This is a genomic window from Pseudomonas sp. GW821-FHT10C09 (assembly GCF_059415465.1).
On record NZ_JBWKNG010000005.1, the window covers coordinates 250,648 to 272,884 of the forward strand.

General features: G+C 58.8%; 18 protein-coding genes and 2 tRNA genes. 13 read left to right on the plus strand and 7 right to left on the minus strand.

What is annotated here, in order from left to right; genetic code table 11:
* Nucleotides 1–4: 4 nt before the first annotated feature.
* Nucleotides 5–214, minus strand: coding sequence for a hypothetical protein (locus AC07N8_RS07015; protein ID WP_007947208.1), 210 nt, complete (start codon nucleotides 212–214; stop codon nucleotides 5–7).
* A gap of 107 nt (nucleotides 215–321) precedes the next feature.
* The gene (gene dcd / locus AC07N8_RS07020) at nucleotides 322–888 is read right to left on the minus strand and encodes a dCTP deaminase (protein ID WP_007904652.1); all 567 of its coding nucleotides are present in this window, start codon (nucleotides 886–888) and stop codon (nucleotides 322–324) included.
* A gap of 354 nt (nucleotides 889–1,242) precedes the next feature.
* On the opposite strand from dcd, the gene AC07N8_RS07025 reads away from it, so the two are divergent.
* Nucleotides 1,243–1,452: a cold-shock protein gene (locus AC07N8_RS07025; RefSeq protein WP_002554837.1), complete on the plus strand. Its 210-nt coding sequence runs from the start codon at nucleotides 1,243–1,245 to the stop codon at nucleotides 1,450–1,452.
* 115 nt (nucleotides 1,453–1,567) lie between these two features.
* On the opposite strand, the gene AC07N8_RS07030 is transcribed toward AC07N8_RS07025, so the two are convergent.
* Entirely contained in the window at nucleotides 1,568–2,575 is a 1,008-nt protein-coding gene (locus AC07N8_RS07030; RefSeq protein WP_483840503.1) for a DUF481 domain-containing protein, read from the minus strand.
* Nucleotides 2,576–2,738: 163 nt separating this feature from the next.
* On the opposite strand from AC07N8_RS07030, the gene AC07N8_RS07035 reads away from it, so the two are divergent.
* From AC07N8_RS07035 to AC07N8_RS07050, 4 genes are all read left to right on the plus strand, one after another.
* Nucleotides 2,739–3,092 (plus strand): MGMT family protein, encoded by a 354-nt coding sequence (locus AC07N8_RS07035; RefSeq protein ID WP_483840502.1) that lies wholly within the window; start codon nucleotides 2,739–2,741, stop codon nucleotides 3,090–3,092.
* A gap of 44 nt (nucleotides 3,093–3,136) precedes the next feature.
* Nucleotides 3,137–4,696, plus strand: a complete 1,560-nt coding sequence (locus AC07N8_RS07040) for an AmpG family muropeptide MFS transporter (RefSeq protein WP_493142543.1) — start codon at nucleotides 3,137–3,139, stop codon at nucleotides 4,694–4,696.
* 130 nt (nucleotides 4,697–4,826) lie between these two features.
* Nucleotides 4,827–6,542 carry a proline--tRNA ligase gene (locus tag AC07N8_RS07045; RefSeq protein WP_493142542.1) on the plus strand — a complete coding sequence of 572 codons (1,716 nt, stop codon included), beginning with the start codon at nucleotides 4,827–4,829 and terminating at the stop codon, nucleotides 6,540–6,542.
* 17 nt (nucleotides 6,543–6,559) lie between these two features.
* The gene (locus AC07N8_RS07050; RefSeq protein ID WP_483840499.1) at nucleotides 6,560–7,513 is read left to right on the plus strand and encodes a hypothetical protein; all 954 of its coding nucleotides are present in this window, start codon (nucleotides 6,560–6,562) and stop codon (nucleotides 7,511–7,513) included.
* Nucleotides 7,514–7,650: 137 nt separating this feature from the next.
* Here the strand turns inward: AC07N8_RS07050 and dinB are convergent, their stop codons facing one another.
* Entirely contained in the window at nucleotides 7,651–8,712 is a 1,062-nt protein-coding gene (gene dinB, locus AC07N8_RS07055; protein ID WP_493142540.1) for a DNA polymerase IV, read from the minus strand.
* A 300-nt stretch (nucleotides 8,713–9,012) separates the two neighbouring features.
* On the opposite strand from dinB, the gene AC07N8_RS07060 reads away from it, so the two are divergent.
* The 4 genes from AC07N8_RS07060 to AC07N8_RS07075 all read left to right on the plus strand — a co-directional run bounded on the left by AC07N8_RS07060 (nucleotide 9,013) and on the right by AC07N8_RS07075 (nucleotide 13,616).
* Nucleotides 9,013–9,089, plus strand: a tRNA-Met gene (locus tag AC07N8_RS07060).
* Nucleotides 9,090–9,321: 232 nt separating this feature from the next.
* Nucleotides 9,322–9,398 (plus strand) — tRNA-Met (locus AC07N8_RS07065).
* A gap of 277 nt (nucleotides 9,399–9,675) precedes the next feature.
* Nucleotides 9,676–12,318, plus strand: coding sequence for a bifunctional lysylphosphatidylglycerol flippase/synthetase MprF (mprF, locus tag AC07N8_RS07070; RefSeq protein ID WP_483840498.1), 2,643 nt, complete (start codon nucleotides 9,676–9,678; stop codon nucleotides 12,316–12,318).
* Nucleotides 12,318–13,616, plus strand: coding sequence for a virulence factor family protein (locus AC07N8_RS07075; protein WP_483840497.1), 1,299 nt, complete (start codon nucleotides 12,318–12,320; stop codon nucleotides 13,614–13,616). The genes mprF and AC07N8_RS07075 overlap by 1 nt, the downstream gene beginning before the upstream one ends.
* 751 nt (nucleotides 13,617–14,367) lie before the next feature.
* Here the strand turns inward: AC07N8_RS07075 and AC07N8_RS07080 are convergent.
* Together AC07N8_RS07080 and AC07N8_RS07085 are read right to left on the minus strand one after the other, a co-directional pair.
* Complete coding sequence (locus AC07N8_RS07080; protein ID WP_077430780.1) at nucleotides 14,368–15,066, minus strand: hypothetical protein; 699 nt, start codon at nucleotides 15,064–15,066, stop codon at nucleotides 14,368–14,370.
* A gap of 1 nt (nucleotide 15,067) precedes the next feature.
* Complete coding sequence (locus tag AC07N8_RS07085) at nucleotides 15,068–15,835, minus strand: MarR family transcriptional regulator (protein WP_483840495.1); 768 nt, start codon at nucleotides 15,833–15,835, stop codon at nucleotides 15,068–15,070.
* 493 nt (nucleotides 15,836–16,328) lie between these two features.
* Here AC07N8_RS07085 and AC07N8_RS07090 point away from each other — a divergent pair, with 493 nt between their 5' ends.
* Nucleotides 16,329–16,652: a DUF3077 domain-containing protein gene (locus AC07N8_RS07090; protein WP_493142538.1), complete on the plus strand. Its 324-nt coding sequence runs from the start codon at nucleotides 16,329–16,331 to the stop codon at nucleotides 16,650–16,652.
* Nucleotides 16,653–17,173: 521 nt separating this feature from the next.
* Here AC07N8_RS07090 and AC07N8_RS07095 read toward each other — a convergent pair.
* Entirely contained in the window at nucleotides 17,174–19,075 is a 1,902-nt protein-coding gene (locus tag AC07N8_RS07095; protein WP_493142537.1) for a potassium transporter Kup, read from the minus strand.
* A 288-nt stretch (nucleotides 19,076–19,363) separates the two neighbouring features.
* Between AC07N8_RS07095 and rimO the strand changes: the two genes are divergently transcribed.
* The 3 genes from rimO (at nucleotide 19,364) to AC07N8_RS07110 (ending at nucleotide 22,189) form a co-directional block, all read left to right on the plus strand.
* Nucleotides 19,364–20,701: a 30S ribosomal protein S12 methylthiotransferase RimO gene (gene rimO, locus AC07N8_RS07100; RefSeq protein ID WP_059181533.1), complete on the plus strand. Its 1,338-nt coding sequence runs from the start codon at nucleotides 19,364–19,366 to the stop codon at nucleotides 20,699–20,701.
* Nucleotides 20,702–20,814: 113 nt separating this feature from the next.
* Nucleotides 20,815–21,288 (plus strand): GNAT family N-acetyltransferase, encoded by a 474-nt coding sequence (locus tag AC07N8_RS07105; protein WP_483840491.1) that lies wholly within the window; start codon nucleotides 20,815–20,817, stop codon nucleotides 21,286–21,288.
* A gap of 190 nt (nucleotides 21,289–21,478) precedes the next feature.
* Entirely contained in the window at nucleotides 21,479–22,189 is a 711-nt protein-coding gene (locus AC07N8_RS07110) for an rRNA pseudouridine synthase (protein ID WP_483840490.1), read from the plus strand.
* The last annotated feature ends 48 nt before the right edge of the window (nucleotides 22,190–22,237 follow it).

The window sequence follows — 22,237 nt, forward strand, 5'->3', positions numbered from 1 at the left end:
CAGATCAGGCGACAGGCGCGGGAGGTGGCTCATCCGGCAAGGTCGGTTCACCGGGCTCCGTAGGCTGTTCGTTCGGGGTATCGGGGTCGGGTTGACCGGGGATGCCCCCCGCCATGCTGACGGGTGGATGTGCCAACAAGGACCAGGCCAAAACGCCAATCTGATTGGGCTCAAGCCTTGCCAGTTCGGCACTTATTCGCGGATCGATCTTCATATAGCACTCCTGAGCGAAGGCCCCGTCCGCTGTGCGCGAACCGGGCAGTACACCCAATAGAGTGTCTACCCGCTCAAGAATTCCCGCTGATTGGCCAGATGAACGGATCAGGTGCGCGGCAGCGTCACGCCACGCTGGCCCTGATACTTGCCGCCACGGTCCTTATAGGAGACTTCGCACTCTTCGTCAGACTCAAGGAACAGCATCTGCGCCACACCTTCGTTCGCGTAGATTTTCGCCGGCAGATTGGTGGTGTTGGAGAATTCCAGGGTCACGTGACCTTCCCACTCTGGCTCGAGCGGCGTGACGTTGACGATAATGCCGCAGCGCGCATAGGTGCTTTTCCCCAGGCAAATGGTCAATACATTGCGCGGAATGCGGAAGTATTCGACGGTGCTGGCCAGGGCAAAGGAGTTCGGCGGAATGATGCAGACGTCGCTGTGGATATCGACGAAGCTGCCCGCATCGAAGTTTTTCGGGTCGACGATCGCCGAATTGATGTTGGTAAACACCTTGAAGTGATTGGTGCAACGCACATCGTAGCCGTAGCTGGACACGCCGTAGGAGATCACACGGCTATCGTCGCTGCCGCGCACCTGGCGCTCGACGAAAGGTTCGATCATCCCGTGCTCTTGCGCCATGCGGCGAATCCACTTGTCCGATTTGATGCTCATGGCGGGTGTCCTGAATAGCGAGGTGGAAAAATTCTGTCCGGCATCTTACCGGGCGCGCGCCCCGGGTTCAAAGTGCGAGGCACAATTCTCGACGATGTCCCGTGAATTCAGGGCCTTTGACTCAATCCAATGGACCGTCAGTCCTGAAAACAGAGAAACCTTCGCAAGAAGCATTGGCACGTCCCGGAAAAAGGGTTAAGGTGGCGCCACTGTGCTGCTTGTGTCACTGAGAATCTCTACACGATATGTTGAATTTCGATCCAACCATCTACAAGAATTTTTCCTGCTCTTTGCACTCAGTCTCGGCCAGGGTTCTTCCTGCGTCGCAGTTATCTTTGTTCAAGGAGTTACACCATGTCTAATCGCCAAACCGGTACCGTTAAGTGGTTCAACGATGAAAAAGGCTTCGGCTTCATCACTCCACAATCCGGTGACGACCTGTTCGTTCACTTCAAAGCTATCCAATCCGACGGCTTCAAAAGCCTGAAAGAAGGCCAACAGGTTTCTTTCATCGCTACCCGCGGTCAGAAAGGCATGCAAGCTGAAGAAGTTCAAGTTATCTAACTTGTACTTGCTTTAGTAAAAAGCCCCGCCCTTAAAAGCGGGGCTTTTTTGTGCCTGTGTGTTTTTGCAGGCACAAAAAAATCGCAGCCCCGGGCTGCGATTTTTCGTTGGTGCCTTACCAGGCCACGCCAAACCCTGCGGTGTAGCGCACCTTGTCCAGATCAGCATCATCGGTGCCGCTGATGATATCTCGCTCCGCCTTCAGGTTAAGCGACGCCCATTCGGTCACCTTGTAGCGCAAGCCAATTTCGGAATCCAGCGCGTAATCGGCCACGCCCGACAACGGTTTGCCAAGCTCCCCATTGGTGAAGAACTCCACCTTCTTGCCGATCAGGTAGCGGTTGTAGTCCCACTTCATCGCCAGGGAGTAGAAGTTCTCCTTGCTGCCGTCGGTGAACTCATAGTCCGTACGGTTGACCAGCGAGCCCAGGGAGAATGCGCCCAATTCGTTGTCCCAGAACTGGTAGCCCGGCCCGGTACCGACGGTGCGCTGACGGGACAGGTCTTCGACTTTGTCGCGCTTATAAACAGCCCGACCCTGCCAGAACCATTTTTCGGTCAGGAAGCGGTCGAGCGAGTATTCAGCCCGCCAGTTGTCAGTCGTCACCACGTCATCCTGGAATTCGCGGTTGTACTCGCCTTCCGCAATATGCCGCCATTTGCCGTGGCGCGCCGTGGTCTTGAAATCGATGTCGTAGTCATCGGTATCATTTTCCGCCCGCTGGTAATCCAGTGCGGCGTCGATATTGCCCTTCCACACCAGATCTTCCACCACCGGCTTGGGCTTGAGGATCTGCTGGATACTGGCCAGTTCGACCGTCTTCGGTGCCTCGCCATTTTGCAGCGTCACCTTGCCGTCGTCGGCCGCATGCAGCGACTTGGTCTTCTCGCCGGTGTAGGCATCCTGCTTGACCAGTAACTCCTGATCACTCTCCAGGGTTTTGACCTGTTTCCAGTCGATCGGGACCGCACCGGCGTACTCGGTCTGAATCAGCAATTTGCCGCCATCGAACAGCGTGATCTTGCCGCTCAGCTTGTCACCGTTCTTCAACCAGACGGTATCGGCGAGCAAAGGTGAGGAGGCACTGGCAACAGCGAGGCACAGCAAGGTTCTGGACAACATAAGCAAATACAGGCTCAAGATTGCGAAAAAAAGTCGGCATTATCCTCACGAATAAGGCCCTAGCAAGGACTGACCCGACTATTTCTATTGAGTTCATTTCTCAATCAGTGATCCGCGACTTACTCTACAGACGGAAATGTGAGCTTCTTCAGGAACCCCGGACGTGACCGACCCAACCGCTGAAACCGAAAGCCCGGCGCAAATCCGACGCACGGCGCTCTACCTGACCTTGGCACAAGTGCCCGAGGGCAAAGTGGTGAGCTATGGTCAATTGGCAGAGCTGGCCGGACTCGGTCGCGCCGCCCGCTGGGTCGGACGCACCCTTAGCCAATTGCCGGGTGATACGAAACTGCCTTGGCACCGAGTGCTGGGTGCCGGCGGTCGGATCAGCCTGCCGGTGGGCAGCCCTTCGGGGGATGAGCAGCGCGCGCGATTACGCGCTGAAGGCATCAGTGTCCTGAATAATCGTGTTGATATTCAGCGCCATGGCTGGCGTCCGGTAGAGCACAGCGGTTAGAGTGCGCCCTTTGTTTCCGTATTTCTTGAGGCAGACTCCAGCCCATGCCCCGTAAAACCTGGCGCGCCGCGCTCGCCGCCTATGCCAGCCCCTCGACGCTCGTGTTGTTGTTGCTTGGTTTCGCCGCCGGCCTGCCCTACATGCTGGTGTTTTCAACGCTTTCCGTCTGGCTTCGCGAGGCCGGTGTAGCCCGCGAAACCATCGGTTATGCAAGTCTGATCGGCTTGGCCTACGCCTTTAAATGGGTGTGGTCCCCGTTGCTGGACCAATGGCGCCTGCCATTTCTCGGCAAGCTGGGGCGACGACGCTCGTGGCTGGTGCTATCGCAGTCGCTGGTGATCCTCGGCCTGATCGGCATGGGTTTTTGCGACCCACAAAAACATTTGTCCTGGTTGATTGCCATCGCGGTTGTCGTCGCGTTCGCTTCGGCGACACAAGACATCGCGGTAGATGCCTATCGCCTGGAAATCGCCGAAGACAGTCGCCAGGCTGCGCTAGCCGCCAGCTATATGTCCGGTTATCGGATCGCCGCGCTGCTGGCGACCGCCGGCGCACTGTTCTTCGCCGAGGGCTTCGGCTCTACCGGTTTCAACTACCAGCATTCGGCCTGGGCCGGCACCTACGTGCTGTTCGGCGCCCTGATGGTCCCGGCGTTACTCACCTCGATATTCATGCGCGAACCGCCGGTGCCACTGCGCACTCAGCTTCAGGCCGGCCGCTACAGCTTTGTGCATCAACTGGCGTCGGTGTTTGTACTGATCGTACTGCTGGTGTCCGTGCCTGCCATGTTCACGCAGCTCTATAACACCGACTTCGCCAGCGTACTGTTCGGCGGCGTAAGCCTGCTCGATCTGGTCCTCGAAGACCGGGCGCTGCTGCGGGCGATTCTCTACACCACGCTGACCGCCCTGTGCCTGTCGACCATGGGCCGCCGCGGCCTCGCGCCAGTGCTGACACCGGTCAACGACTTCATTACGCGTTACCGCTGGCAAGCTTTCCTGCTGCTGGGCTTGATCGCCACCTACCGGATGTCCGATACGGTCATGGGCGTCATGGCCAACGTGTTCTACATCGACCAGGGCTTCACCAAGGATCAGATTGCCGGCGTCAGCAAGATCTTCGGTTTGATCATGACCCTGGTCGGCGCCGGCATGGGCGGCCTGCTGATCGTGCGTTTCGGCATTCTGCCGATCCTGCTGATCGGCGGCATTGCGTCGGCCGGCACCAACCTGCTGTTCCTGATGCTCGCCGACATGGGCGCCAACCTGGACATGCTGATCGTCACCATTTCCCTGGACAACTTCAGTTCCGGCCTCGCGACCTCGGCGTTCGTGGCGTACCTGTCGAGCCTCACCAACCTCAAGTTTTCCGCCACCCAGTACGCCCTGCTCAGCTCGATCATGCTGCTGCTGCCACGCCTGATTGGCGGCTATTCGGGGGTCATGGTCGAAAAGTTCGGCTATCACAACTTCTTCCTGATCACCGCCCTGCTCGGCGTTCCGACATTGCTGCTGATCGCCCTGCACTGGTTCCAGGAGAGCCGTCGCGCGGGTCCGACGCCAACGCCGGAACCGGTGCCGACCCAGATCGTGGAAGAATCGTAGGAAGCATCGCAAAGGGCGGTGTGAATCCCGCCCTCGTGCCACACCACCGACCGCACGCCTGTACGCCAGCGGATCTCGCCCGTACAATGCTCCGTCATTTCTCGTCATCAGCAACCGACAACGGCCAACCATGCGCACCAGTCAATTTTTGCTCGCCACACAGAAAGAAACGCCTTCCGACGCGGTCGTGATCAGCCATCAGCTGATGCTGCGCGCCGGCATGATCCGCAAACTCGCCTCGGGCCTCTACACCTGGCTGCCGATGGGCTTGCGAGTCATGCGCAAGGTCGAAGCCATCGTTCGTGAAGAAATGAACGCCGCGGGTTCTCTCGAAGTGTTGATGCCGAGCACACAACCGGCTGAGCTGTGGCAGGAATCCGGTCGCTGGGAAGAATACGGCCCTGAATTGCTGCGCTTCAAGGATCGTCACGGTCGCGATTTCTGCGCCGGCCCGACCCACGAAGAAGTCATCACCGATCTGATGCGCAACGAGTTGAGCAGCTACAAACAGCTGCCCATCAACCTGTACCAGATCCAGACCAAATTCCGCGATGAAATCCGCCCACGCTTCGGCTTGATGCGCGGCCGTGAATTCATCATGAAGGACGCCTACTCGTTCCACGCGGACCAGCCTTCGCTGCAAGTCACTTACGACCGCATGCACCAGGCGTACTGCAACGTATTCACCCGTCTGGGCCTGAAATTCCGCCCTGTAGAAGCCGACAACGGCTCCATCGGCGGTGCCGGCTCCCACGAGTTCCACGTACTGGCCGAATCCGGCGAAGACGACATCGTCTTCAGCAACGGTTCCGACTACGCGGCGAACATCGAGAAAGCCGAAGCCGTGCCGCGCGAAACGTCGCGCCCAGCACCAGCCGAAGAGCTGCGTCTGGTCGATACGCCAGACACCAAGACCATTGCCGCGCTGGTGGAAAAATTCAATCTGCCGATTGAAAAAACCATCAAGACCCTGATTGTGCGCGCCGAAGAAGAAGGCAAGCTGATCGCCCTGGTTATCCGCGGCGACCACGAGCTCAACGAGATCAAGGCTGCCCAGCAACCAGGCGTTGCCAGCCCGCTGGTCATGGCGACCGACGCTGATCTACGCGACGCCATTGGCGCCGGCGCCGGTTCGCTCGGCCCGCTGAACCTGCCACTGCCAATCATCATCGACCGTTCCGTCGAGCTGATGAGCGACTTCGGCATCGGTGCCAACATCGACGACAAACACTACTTCGGCGTGAACTGGGAGCGTGATCTGCCGGTTCCGACCGTTGCCGACCTGCGCAACGTGGTTGCCGGCGACCCAAGCCCGGATGGCAAGGGCACCCTGGAAATCAAGCGCGGCATCGAAGTCGGGCACATCTTCCAGCTGGGCAACAAGTACAGCAAAGCGATGAAGTGCGAAGTGCTGGGCGAGAACGGCAAGCCGGTTACCCTGGAAATGGGTTGCTACGGCATCGGCGTTTCCCGCGTGGTCGCAGCGGCCATCGAGCAGAACAACGACGCCAACGGCATCATCTGGAGCGACACGCTTGCGCCGTTCCAGGTTGCCCTGGTGCCATTGCGCTACGAAACCGAACAGGTTCGCGAAGCCACTGACAAGCTCTACGCAGAACTGACGGCTGCCGGCTTCGAAGTCCTGCTGGACGACCGCGACAAAAAAACCAGCCCGGGCATCAAGTTCGCGGACATGGAGCTGATCGGCATTCCTCACCGGATCGTGGTCAGTGACCGCGGCCTCGCCGAAGGCAATCTGGAATACAAGAGCCGCACCGAACCTGAAGCGCAAGCGCTGCCGGTCGCTGACGTGCTGTCTTTCCTCCAGGCCCGTATCCGCCGCTGACACCAGATAGAGAAGTCATGTTCAAGCGAAACACCTTAGGCCTCGGTGGTGCCGCCCTGTGCGGCACCCTGTTGGTCAGCGGCTGCGCCAATCACATGTCGCAACGCAGCGAGCACGAGGAACGTGTCGAGCGCAAATTGCTCGATCACAGCCTGCAGATTGATGTCGGCGAGCCCAAGGTGCTTGATCTGCCGCAACGTCGGGTGAAAATCCACGAGCAGAAGACCTTCGAAGTCACCGAATTCGAAGTCACGCGCCACTACGATCGCTACACGCCTTACCAACCCTGGCGGGAGGTCTATGAGGTCCCGCTGGGCGCAGTCGCCGTCGTGGCCGGTGTCGGCGCGAACGTGGTCAACGTGTTTGCCCTCGGCAACCTGCCGGACAGCGTGACCAAGGATTGGCTGAGCTACGGTTTCGCCGGGCTCAACCCGTTCATGAACGTGCAGTCCCACGGTCGCGCGCAACAAAACCTGGCGGGCATCGACGAAGTTCAGCGAGACAAACGCACCGAATACTCGAGCCTGCCCTGGAGCGAGCGTCCGGTGGTGGTCAAGGCCGGCAAGGAAACGTTCGAGCTGAGCACCGACAAAAACGGTGTATTGCGTATCAACCTGCTGGACAGCCCGTTCGCCGAACATGACATCAATCATCTGAGTCGCCTGCTGATCAGCGTCGAAGATGGCCAGGACGATGTGCATACCGACTCGTCCCTGGCGGTCAGCAGCTCGTTGCGTGGCAAGTTGCTTGAAGCGCACGGGCTGATTTATGACGACCTTGAAGACGACGAAGTGAGCCAGTGGGTACACCGGGTCAAGCGTCTGTCGGATCTGGGTCTTGAAGAAGAAGCCAGCGAACTGGAACAAAGCCTGATCGAACTGACACGCAATGATCCTGAGTTGCAGACTGAATTCCTCAAGTCGTTGACCAAGGATGCCGGGCGTTTGGTAGCTGATCCGGGACCGAACTAAAGCCAAAAGCTTCGTCGGAACGCCGCCCGGAGCCGGCTCGCTCCCACATGGGGCCTGTGGCGCTCACAAATCCAATGTGGGAGCGAGCCTGCTCGCGAAGGTGGCCTGACATTCACCAAGACATCAAAAACCTGCCACTACCGCTCAAACAACTCCATCTGCTCAAACCCACCCCGCAAATCCTCAAGCCGCACCCCAACCCCCAACAACCGCACCGGTTTCCCGCCGCGATTGAACGCCTGGGTCAGCAACAGCTGATAACTCCCCAAATCCCGCCCTGCCCCGGCCTGCTCCAGCGTGGTCTGGGTAAAGTCATGGAACTTCACTTTGACGAACGGCTTGCCCGGCCGATAGCTGCTATCGATTCGTGCCATGCGACCTGCCAGGGTTTCCAGCAGTTCGGGCAATTTATCCAGGCAGCTCACGAGGTCCGGCAAGTCTACGTCGTAGGTGTTTTCAACACTGATCGACTGCCGCCGACTGTCGTTGTGGACCAAACGGTCATCTATCCCACGGGCCAGACTCCAGAGTCGTTCGCCAAAACTGCCGAATTCGCGGACCAACGCCAATTTGTCCCATTCGCGTAAATGCGAGCAATCGACGATGCCAAGCCTGCCCAGCTTATCGGCCGTGACTTTACCCACGCCGTGGAGCTTGCTGACGGGCAAGCCGCTGACAAAGCCTTCCACTTGATCCGGCGTGATGACAAACAACCCGTTGGGTTTTTTCCAGTCACTGGCGATCTTGGCCAGAAACTTGTTCGGCGCCACACCGGCCGACACGGTGATATGCAATTGATTGGACACCCGCCGACGGATGTCCTGGGCAATACGCGTCGCGCTGCCACCGAAATGCGCGCTGTCCGACACATCGAGGTAGGCCTCATCGAGGGACAGCGGTTCGATCATGTCGGTGTAATCGCGAAAGATCGTGTGAATTTCCTTCGACGCTTCTCTATAGGCATCCATGCGCGGCTTGACGATGGTCAGGTCCGGGCACAGCTTCAACGCATGCCCGGAAGACATGGCTGAACGCACGCCATAGGCCCGCGCCTCATAGTTACAAGTCGCAATCACGCCCCGCCGATCCGCCGAACCACCCACTGCCAACGGTTTACCGGCCAGGCGCGGGTCGTCACGCATCTCGATGGCGGCGTAAAAGCAGTCACAATCGACGTGGATGATTTTTCGCTGAGTCATATAAAGGCGCAGTTCATGACGAAGAAAGGGCGTATTGGCGTGTCGGATAAGCAGTATCTCACTGACACCTGTATATAGCACCAGTGGTATGAATGTTCTTTTTCACACGTAGGAAAGGACGCAGTGCATTTATTTTATCAATCGACCGGGTGCCGCCAATAGAGCTGCAAGCCTTGCCGGGCGTGCCTTCCAGCCGTTCTCCAGACCCAATTTTCAAGCTAAGCGGTTGAACAGGAACAGGTTTTTCCATAATTTACGGTTGACACCCCGGCGATCCTCTGTAGAATGCCGACACACAGACGCGGGATGGAGCAGTCTGGTAGCTCGTCGGGCTCATAACCCGAAGGTCGTCGGTTCAAATCCGGCTCCCGCAACCAAACATCAAAAAAGGCTACTCGAAAGAGTGGCCTTTTTTGTGCGCGCCTGTTTTGTAGGTGCGCTCGAAGAAACGGGGCTTTCAGATGATCGCGGTCCGAAATGAGAAATCGTTCTGATTCCGAAACTTAGCTCTCCCCTGCAACCGTTCGCCGCTCATTTACGCTTATTTGACCTATATCGGGATTAACGGTTGACACCCCGCCGTTCGCCTGTAGAATGCCGCCACACAGACGCGGGATGGAGCAGTCTGGTAGCTCGTCGGGCTCATAACCCGAAGGTCGTCGGTTCAAATCCGGCTCCCGCAACCAAACATCAAAAAAGGCTACTCGAAAGAGTGGCCTTTTTTGTATCTGCAGAAAAAGTCCTTTCGCAACAATGATCTGTCACAGTGTCGTGAAGCGTCAGGGATCATCAAACTGCTGAGTTCAGACTATGCTGCAACTCGGGCAGCCCCTCTACGACTCATGACAGGCCATCGCCGCAAACCGGTGAGAGGCGTTAATATTCGTGATTATTTTTTTCTACAGGGATTGGTAACTTGGCTCGATACCTCCATCCTGTCGCGCACAATCCAAGAGGTGATTGATGCGCGCCAACTCGTCTGATCCACAAGACACCGTCACAGCGACACAACCGATCAAGGCCGGGCGTTTGCACCTGCTCGATCTGGTCAGCAAATACCGTCAGCCCATTGGCCTGGCGGTCACGCTGCTGTTGTTCGCGATCGCGCTGATTGCCTGTCGTCATCTGTTGAGCGAACTCGACCTGTACGCTTTGCATGACTCGATTCTGGAAGTCCCGAAACCGGCACTGCTGGGCGCGCTGGGTGCGACTATCGTCGGTTTCATCATTCTGTTGGGCTACGAATGGTCGGCCAGCCGCTATGCGGGGGTGACGCTGGCGCCGCGAATCCTCGCACTCGGCGGCTTCACAGCCTTTGCCATCGGCAACGCCATCGGTCTTTCGATGCTCTCGGGCGGCTCGGTTCGCTACCGTTTATATGCACGTCATGGTCTGGGGGCTTCAGAAGTTGCCCACATGACGCTGTTTGCCAGCCTCTCGCTCGGTTGCGCCTTGCCACCGCTGGCGGCGCTGGCGACCCTCAGTGACCTGCCGGCTGCCTCTACCGCCCTGGGTCTGTCCGAGACATTGCTCGGCGCGATTGCCGCAGCCGTCCTGCTGCTCTTTAGTGTGCTGGCCATCGGCATCTACCGCCGTCGTCTGCCGGAACAGCCGTCACCGGACAACCTGCTGGTCAAAGTCGGGCGCCGCACCCTGCGCCTGCCCGGTCGCCGCCTGACCTTCCTGCAACTGATCATCACCGCCCTGGACGTGGCTGCCGCCGCGACCGTGCTCTATCTGTTGCTACCAGAAGCTCCGCCCTTCGGCGCCTTCCTGCTGGTGTACTTGCTGGCATTGGCCGCAGGCGTGCTCAGCCACGTACCGGGCGGGGTCGGCGTATTCGAAGCGATCCTGCTGGCTGCCTTTGCCGATTCACTCGGCGCCGCGCCACTGGCCGCCGCCCTGCTGCTGTATCGACTGATTTATGTGGTGCTGCCTTTGCTGGTGGCCTGCATCTTCCTGCTGATCAACGAAGGCCAGCGTCTGTTTCAGTCGCGCCAGTCCCTGCGCGCAGCGTCCGGTCTTGCCGCACCGATTCTCGCGGTGCTGGTGTTCCTGTCCGGCGTAGTGCTGTTGTTTTCCGGCGTGACCCCGGAAATCGATACCCGTCTGGAACACATCGGCTTCCTGATCCCGCATCGTCTGGTCGACGCCTCGCACTTCGGCGCCAGCCTGGTGGGCGTCCTCTGCCTGTTGCTCGCGCAAGGCTTGCGTCGGCGCCTGTCTGCCGCCTGGATGCTGACCACCATTTTGCTGCTGGTCGGCGCCCTGCTCTCCCTGCTCAAGGGTTTTGACTGGGAAGAAGCCTGCCTGATGACCCTCATCGCCAGCTTGCTGGGGGTTTTCCGTCGCTCGTTCTATCGCCCGAGCCGCCTCACCGAACTGCCTTTCTCGCCGCTGTATCTGGTGTCGAGCCTGTGCGTGCTGGGTGCCTCGATCTGGTTGCTGCTGTTTGCGTATCAGGACGTTCCGTACAGCCATCAACTCTGGTGGCAGTTCACGCTCGATGCCGATGCGCCGCGTGGCTTGCGCTCGCTGCTGGGCGCCGCCGTGCTGCTGGTCGTGGTGTCCCTGACGTGGCTGCTGCGCACCGCCCGCCCGGTCATTCACTTGCCGACCCCGGATGAACTGGACCGCGCGGTAAAGATCCTCATGAGTTCCGCCCAACCGGATGGCGGCCTCGCCCTGACCGGTGACAAGGCGCTGCTGTTCCACCCGAACGACGAGGCGTTTCTGATGTACGCCCGCCGTGGGCGCAGCCTGGTGGCGTTGTACGATCCGATCGGCCCGACCCAGCAACGGGCGGAAATGATCTGGCAGTTCCGCGACCTCTGCGACGTCCACCACGCCCGCCCTGTGTTCTATCAGGTGCGCGCCGAGAACCTGCCGTACTACATGGACATCGGCCTGACCGCGATCAAGCTCGGCGAAGAAGCCCGGGTCGATCTGCATCGCTTTGATCTCGAAGCCAAGGGCAAAGAGATGAAAGACCTGCGCTACACCTGGAACCGCGGCACCCGCGATGGGCTGTCGCTGGAAATCTTCGAGCCGGGTCATGCGCCGATGGATGAGCTCAAGGTGATTTCCGATGCCTGGCTGACCGGCAAGAACGTGCGCGAGAAAGGCTTCTCGCTGGGGCGTTTCAGCGATGATTACCTCAAGCACTTCCGCATTGCCGTGATCCGCTTCGAAGGTCGCCCGGTCGCGTTCGCCAACTTGCTCGAGACTTATGGCCATGACCTGGCCAGCCTCGACCTGATGCGTGCGCACCCGGACGCGCCAAAACTGACCATGGAGTTCATGATGGTCGGCCTGATTCAACATTATAAAAATCATGGATACGCGCGTTTCAGCCTGGGCATGGTGCCGTTGTCGGGGTTGCAACCCCGTCGTGGCGCACCGCTGACCCAGCGCCTGGGCTCGATGGTTTTCCGCCGTGGTGAGCAGCTCTACAACTTCCAAGGCTTGCGCCGCTTCAAAGACAAGTTCCAGCCTGACTGGGAACCCCGTTATATGGCCGTGCCCGCCGGACTCGATCCGCTGGTAGCCCTGGCCGATACTGCTGCCCTGATTGCGGGCGGCTTGACTGGATTGGTGAAACGCTGATGATTCAACGCTCCTTGCGGTACGTACTGGCCACACTGGTAGTGCTGGCCCTGATTCTCGGTGGCGGTTACTGGTACCTGAAACGCCCGGCACCGGCTCCGACGCTCGAACTGTTGACGCCCGCCGATGGCGCCGCGATGACCCGTGTGATTCCCGGCACAACGCCGAAAGCCCAGGTACTGGTAGCGGTCAATGAAGAGCAGAAGCTCAGCGACCAGCAACTTATGACCCTGAGCCGCTCCGCCTCGGCGCAGATTGTTCAGGTGATCCTGCCTAAAGACTGCCTGCTACAGAGCCGCGCATTGCAATCGGGCCTGAGAGAACTCAAAGGCCCGGCGACCCTGGTCAGCGGTATCGGCCCTGGCGCCGTGCTGGCGTGGCGCTGGTTATCCGAACAGAAGAGCGACAAGGCCCAGGCCATCTCGGTCGACCTGGCCCTGGAAAAAGGCGGCTGCACACACCTGCTGCCGAAAAGCGCCGCTCACGGCCACTGGCTAGTGGCGTGGAACGACAACCCGGACGACGCCAGCGCAGGGTTCGTGCGCGACCAACCCAACGCCGAAACCAGCATCAGCGACTACGACATCAACCTGCCGCAAGTACTGAACAACGAACTGCGCAAGATCCTCGTCGGTGGCGACAAAGCCGCCGGTGGCCTGCAGATCCCTGTTGTTGAAGTACCGGCCGGCCAGGCCAAGGACACCGTCACCCTGTTCCTGTCCGGCGACGGCGGCTGGCGTGACCTCGATCGTGACGTAGCGGGCGAGATGGCCAAGATCGGCTATCCAGTAGTCGGCATCGACACCCTGCGCTACTACTGGCAGCACAAGAGCCCGGAGCAAAGCGCCCTGGACCTCGCCGAACTGATGCAGCACTACCGGCAGAAATGGGGCACCAAGCGCTTCATCCTCACCGGTTACTCGTTCGGCGCTGACGTACTGCCGGCGATCTACAACCGCCTGGCCGAATCGGAACAACAACGCGTCGACGCTATCATCCTGTTGGCCTTCGCCCGCACCGGCAGCTTCGAAATCGAAGTCGAAGGCTGGCTCGGCAACGCCGGCAAAGAAGCCGCCACCGGCCCGGAAATGGCCAAGCTGCCACCGGAAAAAGTGGTGTGCATCTACGGCGAAGAAGAAGTCGACGAAAGCGGCTGCACCGACAAGACCGCCGTGGGCGAAACGATGAAACTGCCTGGCGGCCACCACTTCGACGAGAACTACCCGGCACTGGCCCAGCGCCTGGTGGACATCATCGTCAAGCGACAGGCCAAGGAAGAGGCGACGACGCAGGAGTGATCTGAGCGTCGCCACGAAAAAGCCCCCGCAGCTGTTTGGTTGCGGGGGCTTTTTTACATGTGCGGACATGAAGCGCTTCCAGGTTAAAGCTGGACATCTATCCACGTTACGTCATCTTCAACAGCGATAAAGTCGCTATCCGGTGCTGCCAACAAGCTGCTTTGCTGCGACTCCGTTAACTCTGCCCAGAAGCCATCGGTTACGAACACCAGTCGCTCACCCACAGCCAATGGGTGAAAAACAAACTCAGGGTCCGGAGCACGACTAACCTTCAGGCATCGGGTTACCCGGTTTCGAGCAGGGTCTTGCGCCAACTCAAGGTGCGAACGGTCGCGCCTCCAATTGGCCTTGCAGTGAGGCGGCGTAATCCACTCGATTGTGCCTGCCGATGTCACCACTCCGCACGAACAGTCACCTTCATACGCAAGCGTGAGCTTCCCATGAGCAGCGAAACCGATCAGGTAACACGTGGTCCCTGTCTGATCCGCAAACAAAATGGGGTGAAGCTCCGCCAGCACTGAACCAAGTAACTGCCCAACTGCTCCGTGCTCGGTGATTTCGCCCCTCTGATCCATGTGTTTCGGGTAGGCCGCTAAAACACCTTTTACGAAGCATTCAGCCAGTTGGCCACTCCCGGGCTTCGACGTACCGTCCGTAATGACGAACAGCCCTCTGCCACCGTCGCAGAGTGCGCCAGCGGCGTCATGATTGGCTTGCCTGGTCCGTCCTGTCACCGATCTGGTGATGTATCTCATGCGTTGCTCAGGTTTTTCATGCGCATGTAAATGATTCGACCTCTATCCGGATTGGCCTGCACTGAGCCCGAACTTTCAATCACGTAGTCGATACCACTGAGCCCCATGAGTTCTCGAATTCCAGACGTGATGAACTCCTTGAGCTCAGGTTCAGCCTGGCGAACCTCTTCCAAAAGCTCTGTACGACCATCAATCAAGATGAGGATGTCTTCGACATCTTTGTGGTAAGGGTCACCCCCACCCCGACCGCTAAATGCCTCTAGTTTCGTCGCTAGAAAGTAAGTCGGTTTAAATATCTGGATGACGGTACCGCTGGGTAACGCAAACTTATCGGCCCTCGCCAGCCCCTCTACGAACCAACGGTTGGCATACCCGAGAACAGCAGAGTCAGAAGGCATCACATCCACGACGACGTCGTTGAAGCGGAAACGACAGTTGACTTCATCTTCACCGGTGATTTTGAAGTCCTTCGCCGCCAACCGCTCTATGAGGTGTTGCCAGGCGCTAATGCCTGCCAGCTCGATCACCAAGTCAACATCATCGGTGAAACGAATGTCGTCGAGCACGGCAGTATCAGTGACCAGCATGGCAGTGGTGCAACCGCCGACAAAAGCAATCTCAGTGAGAAACGCCGCTCCCAAGCCGTCTGCAACAAATTCTATGAGCTCGTAGTTGTGATCAGCGTTTGAAGACATGTTATTTCAGGCCCATCCCTGCTTTTAAAATGTTAACCGCGACACCGCACTCTCGCGGACCACCAAGACGGATCGCATCAGCCAGCGCAAGATAGTGATAAAGGATCCTGTCCCGCTTCACCGCTTCCGGAACTGTCTTGTAGAGCGGTTCTATCGCCTGGCCACGCTCAGTTCCGAGAGCATCAGGCCAAACCGGAATCAACCCGCCAGCGCTCTTGATGCTTTTGGATAGCGCGGGGGCAGCGAAGCCTGTTGGAATCCCGCGAACCATCGCGCCCGGCTTCACGGGGAAAAAGTATTTCAGAGCGTGCTCGGTAATTTTCAGCAGCTCTCGCCGATTAACTTTCGGGAGCCCGGTGTCGTAGTCATTGGAGAGCAATCCGGACTCACGGCACCTGGCTATAGCGTTTGAAACCTCGCTTTTGCTTAGCCCAAGAGACGCAGACAACGCACGCAACGAGTAGCCTTCACTCCAACTCGCCAGCGATGCAGAAGGCACAGGCTCCGACCACCCTTCCCAGCCATCCTCATCACCCAAGGATGAGTCGAACGTTTGGCGGTGGAATAAAGTTTCTTCACCGTCAGCGGGATAGGTGACTAGCGGCTGCCCCGCGCGCGCCCCTGCCGTCATTCGATTTATCTGCTGGGACTTCAACAACTCCTCAACCGTGTTCGAATTCGACTCTGACTCCATCTTCCCAATGAGGTTTTCCTCCTGGGCGTGCAGGCTGGCCATCTTGAACAAAAGCAAAATGTCTTGACTCTTCATGAAGACAGGAACTCCACGTGTCCACATTCCATAAAACGTGGACACTTGTCGCATTGGAAATATTGAGCCGTCAAGACCTTTCGATATTTGCAACAACGCGAAATCTCCCGCGACTTGTCAAATTCCTCACCGCGTTTAGTTTCGTTTACTTTGAGGGGTCGCAATATCGGATGACGCCCGCAGACCTTGTAGGCAAACTCCGAATCGTACGTTTGGGCACTTTGATGCGTTGTTGCGCTTTTCTTCGACGGGGTAGTCTCCGGACGTCGCTGACCATTCAGCGATCGGGATTGGAAACCCGACGAGCGAATAGCAACAACGTGCCCAACATGACCGCAGACCTTCACGGCTGCAATCTTGTGTCATGGTGGCTGTGCGTGGGACGTCTTCGGACGTGCCGGTTTCCTAGGCTCCCGGTTTTCCAACCTGCGCACAGCTGCCACCCATTCGCTTGGAAACGAACGTGGCAGCTCCTCAAGCTTAGGGAATAGACATGACTAAAATTGATCCGTCCGCGATTTCAGATTTAAAAACCATCGGCTTCACCCCCCTCATCTACTGCTCCGATCAGGCGCTATTCAACGTCCGCGCCGGCGTCCCCATCGTCGAAGCATTGTCCCAAGCCTCCGACCTTCTATTCCTCGGCAAAGCATTCGCCGAGGATGCCGCGTACGCTAAAGACACCGACCGCCATGCCTGGGCCGCGCATTACCTGACGGCAATGGGTAAGGCTGTGATTGATGATGTGTTGAAGGTGCTAACCCCAAGGCCGGCCCGGACAAAGACCGAATCCGAAGAAGAGCTGCCTGAAAGCTAGTAAATCCACAGAAACGAAAAAGCCGCGTAACCACGCGGCTTTTTCATTCCAGCAGACACCGCAATTCCCCTGTGGGAGCGAGCCTGCTCGCGAATGCAGACTGACATTTACCATTGATGTATCTGACAGACCGCTTTCGCGAGCAGGCTCGCTCCCACAGGGATCTTCATTGCATCAACGGAATTTGCTGAGGTGCAAAAAAAATATGGCCGTCAGTCTTTTTGCGTGTACCGAGCCCGCATTTCATCGTGACTAACCGCCTCGGCTTGATCAAACCCAGTCAGTCGCTCCCGGGCAGCAGCTTCAATCCGAAGCTCCTCAAGCTCATCGAGCACTTTCTGCTTTATCTCTGCCTCCATACTCACCTCTCCCTCACTATCGTGCGCATGCACGCCTATGTGATCGCAAAATATTGCGTCGACGGAACATAGATCAAAGCCAGCAGACGAGAAACATAAGAAAAACCCAGACACAAAAAAGCCCCCGCTACCTTCACGGCAACGGGGGCTTTTTGATGGGGCTTACATCTCGACCTGAGTACCCAGTTCAATCACCCGGTTCAACGGCAGATTGAAGAAGCGCAAATTGCCATTCGCGTTCTTCAACATGAAAGCAAACAACCCCTCGCGCCAGCGCGCCATGCCTTCCAGCTTGGAGGCAATCACCGTCTCGCGGCTGAGGAAGTAGGTGGTGCGCATCGGGCTGAAGTCCAGGTCATCGAGGTGACACAGTTTCAGCGCTTGCGGCACGTCCGGTTCGTCGACGAAGCCAAAATGCAGGATCACCCGGAAGAACCCTTCGCCGTAGGAATCGACTTCGAAGCGCCGGGTCGGCGGTACGCGCGGGATGTCTTCGTACACCACGGTCAGCAGCACCACTTGCTCGTGCAGCACCTGGTTATGCAGCAGGTTGTGCAACAGCGCGTGCGGTACGGCGTCCGGGCGTGCGGTCAGGAACACGGCGGTGCCTTGCACGCGATGCGGTGGTTGCACGGCAATACTGCTGATGAAAATCGGCAGGGGCAAGCCACCTTCGTCCATACGCTCGACAAGCAATTGCTTGCCGCGTTTCCAGGTGGTCATCAGCACGAACAGCGCGATACCGGCGATCACCGGGAAGGCCCCGCCCTGGACGATTTTCGGCACGTTGGCGGCGAAGTACAGGCCGTCCACCAGCAGGAAGCCGATCAACACCGGCACCGCGAGAAGCGGTGGCCATTTCCACAGCAGCAACATCACCGCCGACACCAGGATGGTGGTCATCAGCATCGTGCCGGTCACCGCCACGCCGTAAGCCGAGGCCAGGGCGCCGGAGGACTCGAAGCCCAGCACCAACAGGATCACGCCGACCATCAGCGCCCAGTTCACCGCCCCGATGTAGATCTGGCCTTGTTCAGCGCTGGAGGTGTGGCGGATGTGCATGCGTGGAATGTAGCCGAGCTGGATCGCCTGACGGGTCAGGGAGAACGCACCGGAAATCACCGCTTGCGAGGCAATCACCGTGGCCAGGGTCGACAAGCCCACCAACGGAATCAACGCCCAGCTCGGTGCCAACAGGTAGAACGGGTTACGAGCGGCTTCCGGATCACCCAGCAGCAGCGCGCCTTGGCCAAAGTAGTTCAGCACCAGCGCCGGCAGCACGAGGATGAACCAGGCGCGGGCAATCGGCTTGCGACCGAAGTGGCCCATGTCGGCGTACAGCGCTTCGGCGCCAGTCAGCGCCAGCACGACCGCGCCGAGGATTGCCACGCCCATGCCCGGATGCACGATGAAGAAGCGCACACCCCAGATCGGGTTCATCGCTTGCAACACTTCCGGGTGCTGCAGGATGCCGTAGACGCCCAGCGCCCCCAGCACCACAAACCAGGTGACCATGATCGGCCCGAACAGAATGCCGATTCGCGCCGTACCGTGGCTCTGGATCAGGAACAGCGCCACCAGCACGACCAACGACAGCGGGACGACCCAATGGTCGATGCCATCGAACGCCAAACCGAGACCTTCAATGGCCGAGAGGACGGAAATCGCCGGGGTGATCATGCTGTCGCCGTAGAACAGCGCCGCACCGATCAGTCCGCAGACCACCAGCAACCCCCGCAATTTTGGATACCCCGACGCCGCCCGTCTGGCCAGCGCCGTCAGGGCCATGATCCCGCCTTCGCCCTGGTTGTCGGCGCGCAGCACAAACATCATGTACTTGATCGAGACGACCCAGATCAGCGACCAGAAGATCAGCGCCAGAATCCCCAACACGCCGTCATGGTTGACCGGCACGCCGTAGCCACCGGAAAACACTTCTTTGAGGGTGTACAGCGGGCTTGTGCCGATATCGCCGTAAACCACCCCGACCGCCGCGACCAGCATGCCGATCGGCTTCGCCGCCGAATGCTCGGCGCCCGCTGCCTGACTACTTGCCTGACCCATCCACCACTCCTACTACCCAGAACGGACTTCTTTGGAAGAAGCACTATGCTTTGCCACGCAGCATGCGCTGTTTTACTTCAGGTTACAGACGATTTGTTGACTGTAAAAATTCGGTAAAGCCTAACGGCGCGAAGCATAGCGCAGCACTCGTCGTATTTCCCTGCATAAAGCTGGTCAAGTGAACGACTCATCGCTAGAATTGCGCACTTTTTGATCAGAGGCGCAGCAAAGCGCCCGTTTGTCGCCTTGCCGACTCGGCTGGAGGCGTCACAAATACCGAGGTTAGACATGTCCACCACTCCTGCGCCGGCCAATCCAAAAGTTGGCTTCGTATCCCTGGGTTGCCCCAAAGCACTGGTCGACTCCGAGCGCATCCTTACCCAGCTGCGTATGGAAGGCTATGACGTCGTGTCCACTTACGAGGACGCCGATGTCGTGGTGGTCAACACCTGCGGTTTCATCGATTCGGCCAAGGCTGAATCGCTGGAAGTGATCGGCGAAGCCATCAAGGAAAACGGCAAGGTCATCGTGACCGGCTGCATGGGCGTCGAAGAAGGCAACATTCGCAAGGTGCACCCAAGCGTGCTGGCCGTGACCGGTCCGCAGCAGTACGAGCAAGTGGTCAACGCCGTGCACGACGCCGTGCCGCCGCGTCAGGATCACAACCCGCTGATCGACCTGGTGCCGCCACAAGGCATCAAGCTGACCCCGCGTCACTACGCCTACCTGAAGATTTCCGAAGGCTGCAACCACAGCTGCAGCTTCTGCATCATCCCGTCGATGCGCGGCAAACTGGTCAGCCGTCCGGTTGGTGACGTGCTCGACGAGGCCCAGCGCCTGGTCAAGGCCGGCGTCAAAGAGCTGCTGGTAATTTCCCAAGACACCAGCGCTTACGGCGTTGATGTGAAATACCGCACCGGTTTCTGGAACGGCGCGCCGGTGAAAACCCGCATGACCGAACTCTGCGAAGCCCTCAGCACCCTCGGCGTCTGGGTTCGCCTGCACTACGTTTACCCGTACCCGCACGTCGACGAGCTGATCCCGTTGATGGCCGCTGGCAAGATCCTGCCGTACCTGGACATCCCGTTCCAGCACGCCAGCCCGAAAGTCCTGAAAGCCATGAAACGCCCGGCCTTCGAAGACAAGACCCTGGCGCGCATCAAGAACTGGCGCGAGATCTGCCCGGACCTGATCATCCGTTCGACCTTCATCGTCGGCTTCCCCGGCGAAACCGAAGAAGACTTCCAGTACCTGCTGGACTGGCTGACCGAAGCCCAACTCGACCGCGTCGGCTGCTTCCAGTACTCGCCTGTCGAAGGCGCACCGGCCAACCTGCTGGACGCGGCCATCGTGCCGGACGACGTCAAGCAAGACCGTTGGGACCGCTTCATGGCGCACCAGCAAGCGATCAGCTCGGCGCGCCTGCAACTGCGCATCGGCCGTGAAATCGAAGTGCTGGTGGACGAAGTCGACGAGCAAGGCGCGGTTGGCCGTTGCTTCTTCGATGCCCCGGAAATCGACGGTAACGTGTTCATCGACAACGGCAGCAACTTGAAGCCAGGCGACAAAGTCTGGTGCAAAGTGACCGACGCCGACGAATACGACCTGTGGGCTGAACAGATCTAAACGCAAAAAATACGAAAAGCCCTGCTCTCTTGACGAGATGCGGGGCTTTTTTACGTCTATCGTTTTGTGGGAGAAAGGACTCGCAAATTCCACTGCACATAGGGCATCCGGCCATGCGCCATCATTCGGTCATCCACACCCCGAAACACAGTGACTACGAAGAACTCACCCGAGTCTGGGAAGACTCGGTGCGCGCCACCCACGATTTTCTGCCGAACAGTTACATCCTGCTGCTCAAGGACCTGGTGCTGACGCGCTACCTGGATGCCGTGATGCTGATCTGCACCAAAGACCCACGCCAGCGCATCACCGGATTCGCCGGGGTCGCCGCCGGCAAGATCGAAATGCTCTTCATCGATCCAGCCCACCGCGGCCAGGGCCTGGGCAAACAGTTGCTACGCTATGCCATGGAGCACATGAATGCCGACGAACTGGACGTCAACGAACAGAACCCGCAAGCGCTGGGTTTCTACTTCAAACAAGGCTTCGAAGTGATTGGCCGCTCCGAGTTTGACGGCATGGGCCAGCCTTATCCGCTGTTGCACATGCGTTTGCGCCAAAGTCAGCAGCATTCGCGGCATGCCTGACACAACGCGGAACACGTGTGGGAGCGAGCCTGCTCGCGAATGCGGGCTGTCGATCAACAGATAAATTGACTGATCTACCGCTTTCGCGAGCAGGCTCGTTCCCACAAAAAGACATACCTTGCAAATGGACCCGCGATTAACCGGCGCCACGCAGGTACAATGCCCACCCCTTTTTTGTTACGGCCCTGTCATGACTGACCCGATTCGTCTCTCCAAACGCCTCATCGAACTCGTCGGCTGTTCCCGTCGGGAGGCTGAGCTGTTCATCGAGGGCGGCTGGGTGACCGTGGACGGTGAAGTCATCGACGAGCCGCAATTCAAGGTCGGCACGCAAAAAGTCGAACTCGACCCCGAGGCCAAAGCCACTGCGCCAGAGCCGGTGACTATCCTGTTGAACGTGCCCGTGGGCATGGACGCGGACACCGCCATGGCCACCCTGAGCGCCGAGACCCTGAGCGAAGAACACCGCTTCAGCAAACGTGCGCTCAAGGGCCATTTCCTGCGCCTGACCGCCAGCACCGACCTGCAGGCCAACGCCAGCGGTTTGCTGGTGTTCACCCAGGACTGGAAGATCCTGCGCAAACTCACTGCCGATGCCAGCAAGATCGAGCAGGAGTATGTGGTCGAGGTTGAAGGCGACATGGTGGCTCACGGCCTCAACCGCCTGAACCACGGACTGACGTACAAGGGCAAGGAACTGCCGGCGGTCAAGGCCAGCTGGCAGAACGAAAACCGCCTGCGCTTTGCGATGAAGAACCCGCAACCGGGCGTGATCGCCCTGTTTTGCCAGGCCGTCGGCCTGAAGGTCGTCGCCATCCGCCGTATCCGCATCGGCGGCGTGTCCATCGGCAAAGTGCCGCTGGGACAATGGCGCTACCTGTCCGGCAAAGAGAAGTTTTAAGGCTTCTCCCGCCGCCACACATTCCGGCGCCGCTGTTTGCTGCGGCGC

Bases quoted from the DNA above. Each gene is read 5' to 3' on its own strand.
- AC07N8_RS07015 (WP_007947208.1), bottom strand. From the start codon at position 214: ATGAAGATCGATCCGCGAATAAGTGCCGAACTGGCAAGGCTTGAGCCC.
- dcd (WP_007904652.1), bottom strand. From the start codon at position 888: ATGAGCATCAAATCGGACAAGTGGATTCGCCGCATGGCGCAAGAGCAC.
- AC07N8_RS07025 (WP_002554837.1), top strand. From the start codon at position 1,243: ATGTCTAATCGCCAAACCGGTACCGTTAAGTGGTTCAACGATGAAAAA.
- AC07N8_RS07030 (WP_483840503.1), bottom strand. From the start codon at position 2,575: ATGTTGTCCAGAACCTTGCTGTGCCTCGCTGTTGCCAGTGCCTCCTCA.
- AC07N8_RS07040 (WP_493142543.1), top strand. From the start codon at position 3,137: ATGCCCCGTAAAACCTGGCGCGCCGCGCTCGCCGCCTATGCCAGCCCC.
- AC07N8_RS07045 (WP_493142542.1), top strand. From the start codon at position 4,827: ATGCGCACCAGTCAATTTTTGCTCGCCACACAGAAAGAAACGCCTTCC.
- AC07N8_RS07050 (WP_483840499.1), top strand. From the start codon at position 6,560: ATGTTCAAGCGAAACACCTTAGGCCTCGGTGGTGCCGCCCTGTGCGGC.
- dinB (WP_493142540.1), bottom strand. From the start codon at position 8,712: ATGACTCAGCGAAAAATCATCCACGTCGATTGTGACTGCTTTTACGCC.
- mprF (WP_483840498.1), top strand. From the start codon at position 9,676: ATGCGCGCCAACTCGTCTGATCCACAAGACACCGTCACAGCGACACAA.
- AC07N8_RS07075 (WP_483840497.1), top strand. From the start codon at position 12,318: ATGATTCAACGCTCCTTGCGGTACGTACTGGCCACACTGGTAGTGCTG.
- AC07N8_RS07080 (WP_077430780.1), bottom strand. From the start codon at position 15,066: ATGTCTTCAAACGCTGATCACAACTACGAGCTCATAGAATTTGTTGCA.
- AC07N8_RS07085 (WP_483840495.1), bottom strand. From the start codon at position 15,835: ATGAAGAGTCAAGACATTTTGCTTTTGTTCAAGATGGCCAGCCTGCAC.
- AC07N8_RS07090 (WP_493142538.1), top strand. From the start codon at position 16,329: ATGACTAAAATTGATCCGTCCGCGATTTCAGATTTAAAAACCATCGGC.
- AC07N8_RS07095 (WP_493142537.1), bottom strand. From the start codon at position 19,075: ATGGGTCAGGCAAGTAGTCAGGCAGCGGGCGCCGAGCATTCGGCGGCG.
- rimO (WP_059181533.1), top strand. From the start codon at position 19,364: ATGTCCACCACTCCTGCGCCGGCCAATCCAAAAGTTGGCTTCGTATCC.
- AC07N8_RS07105 (WP_483840491.1), top strand. From the start codon at position 20,815: ATGCGCCATCATTCGGTCATCCACACCCCGAAACACAGTGACTACGAA.
- AC07N8_RS07110 (WP_483840490.1), top strand. From the start codon at position 21,479: ATGACTGACCCGATTCGTCTCTCCAAACGCCTCATCGAACTCGTCGGC.